This window comes from Bifidobacterium sp. wkB344, from assembly GCF_003688305.1.
Lineage (GTDB): Bacteria > Actinomycetota > Actinomycetes > Actinomycetales > Bifidobacteriaceae > Bombiscardovia > Bombiscardovia mizhiensis.
On record NZ_NPOQ01000004.1, the window covers coordinates 38,920 to 52,494 of the forward strand.

Annotated in this window: 10 protein-coding genes; 7 read left to right on the forward strand and 3 right to left on the reverse strand. The window is 60.4% G+C overall.

The window, feature by feature from the left end; all coding sequences use genetic code 11:
- Positions 1-113 precede the first annotated feature (113 nt).
- Positions 114-593, reverse strand: a complete 480-nt coding sequence (locus tag CI601_RS00195) for a Dps family protein (RefSeq protein ID WP_121913870.1) — start codon at positions 591-593, stop codon at positions 114-116.
- 374 nt (positions 594-967) lie between these two features.
- Positions 968-2,341 carry a hemolysin family protein gene (locus tag CI601_RS00200; RefSeq protein ID WP_259465259.1) on the reverse strand — a complete coding sequence of 458 codons (1,374 nt, stop codon included), beginning with the start codon at positions 2,339-2,341 and terminating at the stop codon, positions 968-970.
- A gap of 158 nt (positions 2,342-2,499) precedes the next feature.
- On the opposite strand from CI601_RS00200, the gene CI601_RS00205 reads away from it, so the two are divergent.
- Positions 2,500-3,063, forward strand: a complete 564-nt coding sequence (locus CI601_RS00205; RefSeq protein WP_015021096.1) for a peroxiredoxin — start codon at positions 2,500-2,502, stop codon at positions 3,061-3,063.
- Positions 3,064-3,184: 121 nt separating this feature from the next.
- Positions 3,185-4,936, forward strand: coding sequence for an FAD-dependent oxidoreductase (locus CI601_RS00210; RefSeq protein ID WP_121913872.1), 1,752 nt, complete (start codon positions 3,185-3,187; stop codon positions 4,934-4,936).
- Between the two features lie 157 nt (positions 4,937-5,093).
- On the opposite strand, the gene CI601_RS00215 is transcribed toward CI601_RS00210, so the two are convergent.
- Positions 5,094-6,107 carry a LacI family DNA-binding transcriptional regulator gene (locus tag CI601_RS00215; protein WP_121913873.1) on the reverse strand — a complete coding sequence of 338 codons (1,014 nt, stop codon included), beginning with the start codon at positions 6,105-6,107 and terminating at the stop codon, positions 5,094-5,096.
- 426 nt (positions 6,108-6,533) lie between these two features.
- On the opposite strand from CI601_RS00215, the gene CI601_RS00220 reads away from it, so the two are divergent.
- The 5 genes from CI601_RS00220 to CI601_RS00240 are packed head-to-tail and all read left to right on the forward strand — an operon-like array spanning position 6,534 to position 13,425.
- On the forward strand, positions 6,534-7,679 hold the full coding sequence (locus CI601_RS00220; protein ID WP_259465260.1) for an ABC transporter substrate-binding protein: 1,146 nt from the start codon (positions 6,534-6,536) through the stop codon (positions 7,677-7,679).
- Between the two features lie 33 nt (positions 7,680-7,712).
- Complete coding sequence (locus CI601_RS00225) at positions 7,713-8,711, forward strand: carbohydrate ABC transporter permease (RefSeq protein ID WP_121913875.1); 999 nt, start codon at positions 7,713-7,715, stop codon at positions 8,709-8,711.
- 1 nt (position 8,712) lies between these two features.
- Positions 8,713-9,576, forward strand: a complete 864-nt coding sequence (locus tag CI601_RS00230; RefSeq protein ID WP_121913876.1) for a carbohydrate ABC transporter permease — start codon at positions 8,713-8,715, stop codon at positions 9,574-9,576.
- A gap of 45 nt (positions 9,577-9,621) precedes the next feature.
- Positions 9,622-11,742, forward strand: coding sequence for an alpha-galactosidase (locus tag CI601_RS00235; RefSeq protein ID WP_121913877.1), 2,121 nt, complete (start codon positions 9,622-9,624; stop codon positions 11,740-11,742).
- A gap of 45 nt (positions 11,743-11,787) precedes the next feature.
- Positions 11,788-13,425: a glycoside hydrolase family 36 protein gene (locus CI601_RS00240; protein ID WP_121913878.1), complete on the forward strand. Its 1,638-nt coding sequence runs from the start codon at positions 11,788-11,790 to the stop codon at positions 13,423-13,425.
- Positions 13,426-13,575 lie beyond the last annotated feature (150 nt).

Genomic DNA, 13,575 nt, shown 5'->3' on the forward strand with positions numbered 1-13,575 from the left:
CTATCTCGGTCAGAGAAAATGCCAGCGGCCCCGCACCTTCATGATGCAGGGCCGCCGGCATACCGCCTATCGGGGGCGGTGATGAGTTCTCAGTAACTCAGTAACTTAATAACTCAGAACAGGTGGCTGCGCATGAACCACTGGAAGTGCTCCAGCTCCTGCACATGGTCCTGCACGATGTTGGAGCTGATGACGTCCAGGTCGTCCAGCTTCTCGATGGCCTCGCGGTCGCGCTTGATGAAGGTGGTGTAGTAGGCGTCCAGGGCCTTCAGGTAGTCCAGGGCATCCTGGCGGCCAGTCATGGTGATGCCATCCCAGTCGCGGTTCTTCATGATGTCGTCGGGCCGTCCGGCGGGGGAGCCGCCCAGGGTGGCGATGCGCTCTGCGGTCTCGTCGGCCATGTTCAGCACCGAGTCAACCTCGGGGTCCATCATCTCGTGGATGCCGATGAATTCCTTGCCCTTCATGTTCCAATGGGCGTGCTTGAGGATCAGGGCAGTCTCCTGTTCCTGGCTCAAACGGCTCTGCAGGATGGCGATGACCTTCTCGCTGGTCGCTTCGTCGAGTCCCGGTACGGTAAAGTTCAATGCCATAACCACTCCTTAAATATGAAATTATGCCTACGGTCGGGTCAGCCCGACCTTGTACCTCCAGACTAGAGGAAAAAGCAAGGAAACGCTTGGATTTTGCGGGAATCAACCAGTGAAATCATTCACGGACCATCGGCTACGCTGATAGTCATTTTTCCTTGACTGGCGTGAGGGCGGTCACCGGCTGACTGCTAGCCGAGCACCGGCTAGAGGATAGCTGGATTCGGTTAGACGATAGCTAGGCTCTGGTCGCAGTATCGTCTCGGCCCGCCTTGGATTGTCGTCTTCCTTCTTAGCTTCGACCAACCTCGGTCAGGTTAGAGCTGGCAAAGCAATTCTCGGTCAAATCGGTCTCGCTCAGATTAGATCCGGTCCGGTTATCCTCGGTCCGCTCCTGCTTCGGAATTCGACCTGTCTTCATCTTTCCTGTCGTCATCATCGTCGGCCTGGTCCTCGGCCTCCTGCCGGCGCCTGACTTCGATGGTCTCGATGCGCCGCCCGTCCACCTTGGTCACCACCATGTCATACCCGTCGTCGGAGTGGATCACGTCGCCCACCTGCCCCATCCGCCCGGTCTGGGCCAGGAAGTAGCCGGCCAGGGTCTCGTATGGTCCATCCTCCAGCTCGATCCCGGTCAGGTCGGCAAAGTCCTCGATGGTCATGCCGCCGTCGACCGTGGCAACCCCATTGACGAAGGCGGTTGCCTGGGGATGGGCCGGGTTCTGCTCCTCGGGCAGGTCGTACTCGTCGCGGATGTCGCCCACCAGCTCCTCGGTCATGTCCTCCAGGGTGACGATGCCGTCGGTGCCCCCGTACTCGTCGATGACCACGGCCAGGTGGATGCCCTTCTTGCGCAGCTTCTCCAGGCTGGGCAGGAGCTTGGAGGTGCCTGGCAGGGCGATGCCGGGCCTGGTCACGTCGGCCACGGTCTTGGCCTGGGGATTGCGCACGTCCATCAGGTCGCGCACGTGGACGAAGCCCAGCACGTCGTCGAAGTCGCGGCCGGTCACCGGGTAGCGCGAGTAGGGCTCGTCGTGCACGAATTCGACCGCCTCCTGCAGCGGCATGTCCCCGGCGATGAAGACCACGTCGGCCCGGGGGCGCATGACCTCGGCCACGCTGGTCTCGGAGGCATCGAAGACGTCGCCCAGGATCATCCGCTCGTCCTTGCTCAGGTTGGTGTTGGAGGAGACCAGCATCCGCAGCTCGTCGTCGCTGACCTCGGTGTCGGTCTGTTGGGGGTCGAAGCCCAGGATGCGCACGATGAGGTTGGTGTTCTTGCCGATCAGCCAGATCAGCGGCCTGCACAGGGTGGTGAAGACGTCGATGGCCGGAACGACAGCCCTGGCGATGGCCTCGGTGCGCTGCATGGCGATCCGCTTGGGCACCAGCTCGGAGATGACGATGGAGCAGTAGGAGATAATCAGGGTCAGAACCACCGTGGTCAGAGTGCTGGCCAGACCCTCGTGCACGCCCCATCCGGTCAGGACGGGCACCACGTATGGGGCGATTGACGATGCGCCGAAGGAGGCAGAGAGGAAGCCCGTCAGCGTCACGCCGATCTGTACGGCAGAAAGAAAGGTATTGGGGTCGCGGGCGATGCGGGCCACCCGGGCGCCGCGCGCGTCCTGCTGCTCCATCTGCTCCAGCTGCGAGCCTCGCAGGGAGACCAGCGCCAGTTCAGTCCCAGAGAATACGGAACCGAGCAGGAGGAAGAAGAGAATGAGCAGGATGTTCAGCCATAATGCCATGCCTCCAATGCTAGGGTATGGGCGCCCCATGTGCCCTATGTCACACCCCAGCGGCGAACCTCCGTCTTCCCCATACAGCGCTTCCTGACTAGCATGAAATACGGAGACAGGTTCGGCTTCAGGCCGACGTTCCCAATGCCCCCGAAAGGATTTTTTTCATGTCACAGCTTCAGCACGAATTGACTGAGTTCACCACGCAGGCCTACCAGGATAACAAGACCTTCCCGGTCTCCAAGAAGGATCTGCTGGGCCACTGGTCCCTGCTCTTCTTCTACCCTGCGGACTTCAGCTTCGTCTGCCCCACCGAGCTGGAGGATCTGGCCAGCAAGTACGAGGACTTCAAGAAGATCGGCTGCGAGATCTACTCCGTCTCCTGCGACACCGAGTTCGTCCACAAGGCCTGGCACGAGGCCAACGAGAAGATCGCCAAGGTTCAGTACCCCATGCTGGCCGATCCGACCGCAACCCTGGCCAAGGATCTGCAGACCTATAACGAGGCCGAGGGCAAGGCAGAGCGTGGCGACTTCATTCTGACCCCTGAGGGCAAGGTCGTGGCCTACGAGGTCATCTCCTCCAACGTGGGCCGCAACGCCGACGAGCTGCTGCGCCGCGTCCAGGCCTCCCAGTTCGTCTACGAGCACGGCGATCAGGTCTGCCCTGCCAAGTGGGAGCCCGGCGAGGACACCATCGAGCCCAGCCTGGATCTGGTCGGCCAGCTCTGATCCGCAGCTGCCAACATCGGGAACTCGCCGATCGGAAGCGACCAGGGCGGGTTCCCTTTTCTGTATTCACGACCAGCATCCAACACCAGCACATCTGTGCATTCCTTCGGAAGAGGCATTCATGACGGAAGACAAGAATCTTTATGACGTGGTCGTCATCGGCGGCGGCCCTGCAGGCCTGAGCGCAGGGCTCTACCTGGCCCGGGCGCGGTATCGCACCCTGATCCTGGAGAAGGACGACTTCGGCGGCCAGATCACCATCACGGCCGACGTGGTCAACTACCCGGGCGTAGCCAGCACCGATGGCCGCAAGCTGACCGAGACCATGCGCCAGCAGGCCCAGAACTTCGGAGCCGAGTTCATGAGCGCCGAGGCCACTGGCATCGAGGCCCAGGGCGACATCAAGGTGGTCCACACCTCCCGGGGCGACCTGCGCACCTTCGGCATCCTGATCGCCACCGGCGCCAGCCCCCGCAAGATCGGCTTCCAGGGGGAGCAGGAGTACGCGGGCCGCGGTGTGGCCTACTGCGCCACCTGTGACGGCGAGTTCTTCACCGGGCGCGAGGTCCTGGTGGTAGGCGGCGGGTTCGCGGCAGCCGAGGAGTCGGTCTTCCTGACCAAGTACGCCACCAAGGTGACCCTGCTGGTGCGCGAGGAGGACTTCACCTGCGACGCCGCCGTGGCTGACGAGGCCCGGAACAACGACAAGATCGAAATCCATTACTCCACCGAGCTCAAGGGGGTCTCCGCAGGCCCCGGCGGGCTGGTCGAGGCCACCATCCTGGATCGGAAGAGCGGGCAGACCACCACCTGGAAGCCCCAGGACGGCGGCACCTTCGGCGTCTTCGTCTTCGCCGGCTATGTGCCCCAGACCGGCATGCTCAAGGGCGTGGTGGATCTGGACGACCACGGCTATGTGCTGACCCACGGCTACCTGGAGACCTCGGTGCCCGGCATCTACGCCGCCGGGGATCTGCGGGTCAAGAACCTGCGCCAGGTCATCACCGCCACCGCCGATGGGGCTGTGGCCGCCGTGGAGCTGGAGCGATACGCCTCCAACATGTCGGACAAGACCGGTCTGGTACCGCCGCGTCCCGAGGATTCCCCCTATGCCCGTTCTGAGCGGCAGGCCGAGAATTCCGCACTGGCCTCGGGCACCTCACCCGCGCCTGTGGCCCAGGAGCACGACCAGGCCCCGGCCAAGACCTCCGGCTTCTTCGGACCGGACATCCGCAAGCAGCTGGACATGGTCTTCGGCAAGATGACCGGAAAGCTGGAGCTGGCCCTGGATTTGGACGGCAGCCAGGTCTCCAAGGAGCTGGAGGCCTTCGTGGACGAGCTGGTCGGACTCTCCGACGGCAAGCTAACCTCCAGGGTGGACTCCCGCACGGATGAGGACGGCAAGGACTACGATCCCGCCGGCGACCTGCCCGATGCTCGGCCTAGCGTGCGCATCTGCCGTCTGGACGACCAGGGCGTCTCCCAGCCGACCGGGTTGGCCTTCCATGGCGTGCCCAGCGGCCACGAGTTCAACTCCTTCGTCCTGGCCCTATACAATGCGGCGGGCCCCGGCCAGCAGGTGGATCAGCCTACCTCGGACCGGATCGACGCCATCAAGGACCAGGTGGACGTGATGATGCTGGTCTCCCTGACCTGCACCATGTGCCCGACGACGGTCCTGTCCGCCCAGCGTGTGGCTGCCCAGAACGGCAAGGTGCGTGCCGAGGCTTACGACCTGGCCCACTTCCCCGAGCTGAAGGACCAGTATCAGGTCATGAGCGTCCCCTGCATCGTGATCCGCAAGGACGGCCAGGAGACCGTGGAGTTCGGCAAGAAGTCCGTTCCCGAAATGCTGGATCTGATCGGGGCCTGACCCTGGGTCTGAGCCTGAACAGAGTCTGAGAAGGCGCTGGTGTCACTGCTTTTGTGGCAGTGATGCCAGCGCCTTTTCTGATATATGTCGCAGGTCTGCATTGATGAAAAACTATGGATATTATTCGGAACTTATACGGTTTGATTAGTTTGCCATGTCAGCAGCCGCAGGAATGGCGGATGACCAGATCTGCCTTGATCAGTTGCACGTCAGGGACCTGGTCCGGATCCAAGGCCGCATTCATGGCGCAGGCTGCGATTTTCTCGGTGTCCTGCTGCATGGTGGTCAGCTGGGGCCAGGTGTAGAGGGAGTCGACGGTGCCGTCGAAGGAGACGATGGCTACGTCCTCGGGGATGCGTAGCCCGCGCTCATGTAGAGCCCGAAGAGCACCCATGGCTTCCATGTCGGAACCAGCGAAAATGGCCTGGGGCTGGTGGTTGCTGTCCAAAAGCTGTAGCGTCCCCCGATACCCACCCTCGCGAGTGAAGTAGGACCGAATGATGCGGCCGGCCGGCAGATTGTTGTTCTGGTGGGCGGCATACCAGCCCCGTACGCGATCATCGGTTCGATCCTCCTCCGGGCCGCCGTAGAGCATGTCCACGCTGCAGAATTTATGCCCTATCAGATGTTCGGTGGCCGTCATGGCGGAGGAATAGAAGTCAGTTGAAACGCTCTTGGCATTCCTGACTCTCCGAGGCTGATCCATAAAGATAAATCGGCTCTGGTCGAGGGGTGCCATGCTGATCTGGTCGTAGGTGCGCGAGGTTGAAAGGAAGATGGCATCAACATTGCGTTCGATTAGTTTGCTGATTGCATCCTCCTCCAGTTTCGGATCACCTTTGACGTTCATGAACATCAAGGAATACCCGTGGCGGGATGCGGCCGATTGCAGCTCATTGTAAATGCCGGCGCTGAAAGGGTTGGAGGAGTCCGGGACGATGACGGCCATCATCTTTGAAAACCCAGTACGCAGGGCGCGGGCAGTGGTGTTGGGGCGATAATCGAGGAGCTTGGCTGCGCGCCGCACCTTTTCTGAGGTCGCCGGCGCAACCCTTCTTGGCCCATTGTTGAAGACATAGCTGACCACAGCAGTCGAAACTCCCGCTAGCTGTGCCACATCAGCCCTGGTGGCCCGCTTCTGGCGTTGTTGATTTGCAGACGTCTCTGTCATGATTGCCCCCATTCCTGACGGTGATATCCAGTTTAGTAAAAGTATCTAAAAAATGATTTACACGAGTAGATTATATCAAGGCATAGCCAGTTCCGGAAATATTGGATGAGCAAAATTTTATGAATCATTCTTTAATAATCCAGTAATGAGAACGATTTATAGGCCCATGAAATTCGCTTGATTCTGCTTTGCTCGTCGTGCGGGAATTTGACAGTATAATCTACACGTATATACTCAGATATACCAAGACGGCGCAGTCGGATGATAACTGTGGCGCCTCGTGGAAATAGACGACCTACAAAGGAGTGGTTGATGAGGAAAGGCAAAATGGTCATCGCAGGCCTCTGCTGTGCGCTTGCACTGACACCTTTGGGTGCATGCGGCGGATCGTCATCAGGCTCGAGCGGTACCAAGACGATTGAATTCATGACCATGCAGTCGACGGGTACGCCGCAACTGAAAGTCATCACCAAGCTGGCCAGGGCTTTCGAAGCAAAGAATCCTGGCGTCAAGATCAAGGTTGATCCAGGTACTAATAACAACGAAAATGACATCAAAGTCCGTCTGGCTGGGCACAATCCGCCGGATATCTGGGCCACGCACGGTTGGTCCCGTGACCGTTATGGCAACTTCCTTGAGCCCATGCAGAACCGACCCTGGGCCAAGAGGTTGAAGCCGTTGGGGAATGATGTGTACAAGACCTCCGATGGCAAGTTCTATGCTCTGCCTGCAGACATTCAGGTTTCTGGCATACTGTACAACGAAACCGTTCTGAAGAATGCCGGAATTGATCCCAAGTCCATCACTACTTGGGATGCCTTCAAGAAGGCATGCGATACACTCAAGGCCGCCGGGCAGACGCCAATCATTACCTCGCCCAAAGATCCCGGTCCCAATGGCAGCATCGCCGATTACATCCTTCCGGGCATGTATACGGAGAGCGAGCTGAAAAGCCTGAAGGAGGGCCAATTCAATACCAAAGTCTATGAGAAGTACGCAACCATGGTCAGTGATTGGAGGGATTCCGGTTACTTTAACGTGGATTACACCTCAGCGACGCTTGACGACATCGCCAGGTTGATGGCCGCCGACAAGGCCGGCTTCTTCTTCCGGTCGAACACGAACGCACAGTTGATCGAGTCCTATAATCCTAAGGTCAAGCTGGGCATGATGCCTGTTCCTTCGACCGTTGGCAAGCCCTACTTCTCGACTGGTGAGGACATGCTGACCTTCGGCGTATCCAAGACCAGCAAGAACAAGGATGCCGCGCTGAAATTCATTGATTTTATGGCTGAGCCTGCCAACCTGCAGCAACTAGTGAATGTCAGCATGAACAATTCAGCTTTGACTGGCGTCAAGTCTGCCCTAGGCCAGTTCCAAGAGACCTACGACTACTGGATGAATGATCAAAAGACCAAGACCGTACCCCTCTTCGATAGGACCTATCTGCCCGGCGGCATGTACAACACTCTGGCTAAGTCCACAGATGGGCTGATCACCGGTCAGTTGAATCCACAGAGTGCTGCCGATCAGGCAAAGACCTCCTTCGACAGTCTCCAGACAAAGAAGTAATCGCTTAATTCGGGAGATATAAGGAGCGCAGAAATGGCTGATGACACGAATCGGAGTGTAATCAACCAGCCCACCAGGGGAGCAAATGGGACGGGCGCGAGCCCATCCCCCAGCTCTCCCGGCAAAAAGGCTGAGACAAGCACCGTGGTGGTGAATCGGTACAAGAAGTTCGCTGGTTCGTCCATCAATCTCTTTTACTTGCCTGCTGTGGTGCTGCTGGTGGTATTCATTATCTATCCGTTGATATCAGGCATCGAGCTTTCCTTTACTAATTGGGATGGTTATAACGATGCGAAGGCATTCATCGGCTTTGATAACTACAAGCAGATGTGGACTGATGCGAATTTCAAACAAGTGGTGGTGAACACATTCATCTATGGCATCGGCAGCACCGTTGTGCAACAGGTGCTGGGTCTGGCGTTGGCGCTCCTGCTCAATGCCAAGATCAAAGGCCGTACCCTGATTCGTGCCATCATCTATCTTCCCGCCCTTGTCGCTCCTGTGGTCATGGGAATCATGTACTACTTCATTTTCCAGTACCAGCAGGGAGCCTTGAACGCCATGCTGACTGCCATGGGGTTCCACAAGGTCGCCTGGTTTAACAACGCCGGGTTCTCGGTAGCCATTATCGTTCTGGTTAATTCCATACAGTTCGTTGGTATCTCCATGATTATCTATCTGGCTGGTCTGCAAACCATGGATCAGGAGGTTGTTGAGGCCGCTGAAGTCGATGGGGCCCATGGCTGGAAGAAATTCTGGAATATAACCCTTCCTCTGTTGGCACCTTCATTCACGACCAGTGTGGTGCTCAACCTTATCGGTGGCCTCAAGCTTTATGACATCGTCAAGGTGCTGACCAACGGAGGACCTGGCTATGCGACGAACTCGATCTCCACTTACATCGGAATCACCTATTTTGACAATCAGACTGCAGGATATGCCTCTGCCATTGGGGTATTCCTGTTCATCCTGATCGCCATAGTGACCTGGCTGGTCAATAAGGGCTTGGCCAAGCTGGACTGGGAGGCCTGAGATGAGTCGAAACAGCAAGTTGTCTAAAGAACATACGGCTGCTCGGGCATACAGCAGGGGAAGGTGGGCTATCTATCTTTTCCTGGTCATCGTCTGTATTTGCCAGCTGCTTCCCTTCTACCTGGCTATCACCACATCGTTCAAACCGTCTGATGACCTGTCGCCCTCCGTGGTTATGCGCACGCATGACCTGGCTTGGAGCAATTGGTCGGAGGCCATTGGCGAGGGCGGCATCCTCCACGCCGTTCTGAACAGCGCCATTGTGACTGTTGGGGCTACCTTCCTGGTTTGCGTGCTTGGCGCGGCCGCCGCCTATCCGCTGGCACGTCGGATGACTAGGTGGAACAAGTATGTATCCGCCTTCATCCTGTCCATGATGATGATTCCTCCTATGAGCATCATGGTGCCGCTGTACAGTTTTCTGGTCAAAATTGGCGGAATCAATAACTACTGGGGAATTATTCTGGTGCTGACCGCCCTGAAGCTGCCTCTGTCGGTATTCCTCTATACGGCCTTTATCAAGGCGATTCCTCCGGCTATTGATGAGGCTGGTGCTCTGGACGGCGCCACCCATTTGCAGGTGTTCGGCCGCCTGATTCTCCCAATGCTCAAACCGGTTACCGCAACGGTGATTATCATGACCGGTTCTTCCGTTTGGAATGAATATGCCCTGTCGAGCTATATTCTTACCGATCCGCAGGCCCAGACCATCGCTCCCCGCGTGGCCTCCTTCTTCTCGGCCAATGCAAACAATCTTGGTATTGCTGCGGCTGCAGCACTGATCGCCGCCGCTCCAATTGTGGTGGCGTACATGTTCCTGCAGAAGTACTTCATTGCAGGCATGGTCGCGGGTTCGGTTAAGTAATTGAGGTAGAAAACCGATCAAGCAATAAAGGAGTTGGTGACACCCATGATTGTCTTTCCGGGGAATGACCTTGGTGGGCCCGAAACCACCCGTCTGGCGCTGGTCTCCCCACAGTCTGGCGGAGATCTGCCGAAGGTACTGGGTGTGCAGGTTGCATCATGTTTCGACAGTTGCGGGAGTGCTGAGGCGACCAACCTCAATACCTCACTTCTGCTCGAGCACGCTACGGGTGTCTACCTGCATCCGGGCCTGACCGGGCATCGGATCGCCCAAGGCCCCGAGGGCATCCAGGCCGGGCGTTCCTGGTCGCCTCGTTTCCTGGTGGAAGGCCAGACCGAGCAGACCGCCGACTCGCTGACCATCAAGGCCCGTGACGAGGATGCCCAGCTTGGGTTGGAGACCAGGGTGGAGGCCATGGCCGGCGGTTCCCTGCGGATTCGCCACACCCTGCGCAACCTGGGTGCCGATCCCTTCCTGCTGGAGGGTCTGGAAGTCCGCCTGCCCCTGGACGACCAGCAGACCCAGATTCTGGACTTCGCCGGCAGGCACGAGCGTGAGCGCAGCCCCCAGCGCCACGACCTGGCCGACGGGGCCTGGGTGCGCGAGTTCCGCTGGGGCCGCACCGGCTTCGAGGGGCCCGTGGTCATGGTGGGCACCCCCGGCTTCGACTTCCATCACGGCAGGGTGCTCTGTGTTCAGCCGGCCTGGAGCGGGAACACCGTGCTCCGGGTGGATCGGAACAGCGCCACCCCGGCCGGCGTCAGCGCTGGCGAACTCCTCCTGCCGGGTGAGGTGGTCCTGGACCAGGGCCAGGAGTACAGCACGCCCTGGATCGTGGCCACGGCCTCCGACCATGGCATGGATCCGATCATGAACAGCCTGCACGCCTGGGAGCGCACCCTGCCCGAGCATCCGCGCGAGCAGCCGGTCATCCTGAACGTCTGGGAGGCCATCACCTTCAACCACGACTTCAATACCCTGCGTGACCTGGCCGACCGGGCCGCACGCATCGGGGTGGAGCGGCTCGTTCTGGACGACGGCTGGTTCCACCTGCGCCGGGACGACAAGGCCGGTCTGGGCGACTGGTGGGTGGACCCGGCGGTCTGGCCCCAGGGTCTGGAGCCTTTAGTTGATTATGTCCATAAATTGGGGATGCAGTTCGGCCTCTGGTTCGAGCCGGAGATGATCAACCCGGATTCGGACGCCTTCCGCGACCATCCTGAGTGGGTCATGAGGGCATCCTCCAGAAACCCGGAGCTGCAGCGCAACCAGCTGGTCCTGGACCTGACCAACCCCCAGGCCTTCAACCACGTGCTGGAGGCCATGACCCGAGTCCTGGAGTCCTGCCGCATCGACTACGTCAAGTGGGACCACAACCGCGACCTGCTTGAGGCCGGTTCCCAGGCCCACGGTGGCGCGCCGGCCATCCACGAGCAGACCCTGGCCTACTACCGCCTGCTGGACGCTCTCCGCGCTCGCTTCCCCAAGGTGGAGTGGGAGTCCTGCGCCTCGGGCGGCGGCCGCATCGACCTGGGCGTGATCGAGAAGATCCGCCGCTTCTGGAACTCCGACATGACCGATGCCCTGAGCAGGCAGCTGATTCAGCGCTGGACCGAGCAGACCGTGGCCCCCGAGTACATCGGCGCCCACATCTCCCAGCCCTCCTCCCAGCAGACCGGCAGAACCTACAGCCTGGATTTCCGGGCCGCCACGGCCGTCTTCGGGTCCATGGGCATCGAGTGGGACATCCGCCAGGCCAGCGAAGAGGACTTGGAGCGGCTCAAGGAATGGATCACCTGGTACAAGGCCAACCGCGGCTTCCTCCACTCCGGCCGCGTGGTGCGCCTGGACCTGGCCGACCCCTCGGTCCTGGCTCATGGCGTGGTGGCCCCCGACCGCAGCCGTGCCATCCTGGCCCACGTCCAGTTGGACGAATCCCTGCATAATCGTGGTGTTTATCTACGTATTCCCGGTCTGGACCCCAAGGCCCGGTATCGGCTGGCCTGGACCGGCCCCGCCAAGCCCAGGGCCTCGCTGGAGCATCTGGATCCGACGGGTCCGCTGGGCACCGCCGAGGTCACCGCCACCTATCTTGAGCGCGTGGGCATCCGCATACCCCGCTGCCAGCCCGAGACCATCCGCCTGATCGACCTGGTCCGGGTCTGACCCGCCGCCATCTGCCACACCACAGGGATGAAGGAGCACTGAATCATGAACCCAACCAGCCTTAGCCTGGGAGAGCCGGACTGGATCACGCTGACCACCGATGCCGACAGGGAGACCGCGCCCGCAGGCAGGCCTTTCCACGCAGCCCCCGATGCGAGGGTCAGCCTCAAGGGCGAATCCGCTCTGACGGTCAGCCTGACCGCCGGCTCCACCCCCATCCGCTCCTTGGCCCTGCGCTGGACCAGGCCCATGCCCGCCGACGACCTCTACCTGGGAGACGCCTGGGAGCGTGGCTACGGCCGCATGGGTTTCCAGACCATGCGCGCCAACCGGTTCATGCCCTGGTACTTCCTGGCGGCGGGTCAGGAGCAGGCCGAGGGGTACGGGGTGGCCACCGGTGCCAACGCCTTCTGCTTCTGGCAGGTCGATACGGCCGGCATCACCCTCTTCCTTGACCTGCGCAACGGCGGCAGTGGGCTGGTACTGGACGGTCGGGAGCTTGAAGCGGCCACCATCATCTGCCTGCAATATCCGCTCCAGGAGCGGGCTGGCGGCCCGGTCTTTGCTGTGGCCAGCGACTTCTGCTCCCGGATCAGCCGCAAGGGCCTTATGCCCCCTGAGCCGGTCTACGGGAGTAACAACTGGTACTACGCCTACGGGGACTCCAGCCGTTCCCGGATTCTTGCCGATGCCGAGTATCTGGCCGACCTGACCCAGGGCAACGCCCACCGCCCCACCATGGTCGTGGACGATGGCTGGCAGGACCACCACCGGCTCGAGGACTACAACGGCGGCCCCTGGCGGCGTGGCAACCAGAAGTTCGGCGACATGGGCGCCCTGGCCGACCAGATCAAGGCCATGGGCATCAAACCGGGCATCTGGTACCGTCCGCTCCTCAACGAGGACGAGGCCATTGCCGACCAGTTCAGGCTCCCGCACAACGGATGCCTGGACCCTTCGAACCCGCAGGCCCTGGACTACATCCGCCAGGACATCGCCCAGCTGGGGGAGTGGGGCTACCAGCTGGTCAAGCATGATTTCAGCACCTTCGACCTGCTGGGCAGGTGGGGCTTCCAGATGAACCCCTGGCCCAGCCCTGACGGCTGGCACTTCTACGACCGGAGCCTGACCAGCGCCCAGGTGGTCAAGCAGCTCTACCGGGCCATCTTCGAGCAGGCCACCAAGACCGGGATGCTGGTTCAGGGGTGCAACGTGGTCGGCCACCTGGGCGTCGGCTTCATGCAGATCAACCGGACCGGCGATGACACCAGCGGCCTGCAGTGGGAGCGGACCAGGCAGATCGGGGTCAACACCCTGGCCTTCCGCCTGCCCCAGCACGGAAGCTTCTACGCCACCGACGCCGACTGCGTGGGCATATCCGAATCAATCGACTGGGAGCTCAACCGTCAGTGGATGGACCTCTTGACGCGGACCGGCACTCCGCTCTTCTTCTCGGCCCGTCCCGGCAGCCTGACCGCCGACCAGGAGGACCAGCTCAGGCAGGCGCTGGCCTTGGCCTCGACCGGCGGCGCCCATGCCATTCCGTCGGACTGGCTGGTCAACGACTGCCCTGAGATCTGGACTGACGGCGGCGGCACCCGCCGATACTCCTGGTATCAGCCGGCTGGCCTGGAGTTCGCGGACAAGCCCGAGCGTTACGACGGGTATCTTTCTGCCGTTTAAAAGTAGATGGCGACCGTGCTCGGTTGGGATGGGCACAGCCGCCAGTTCGCCGGATTGCAGTGATGGGAACCCGGCCTTACTCGTGCGAAGTACAGTGGGGAATATTCGATAATGCCATTTACAGAGCCTCCCAAGAACTCTGCCGACTGT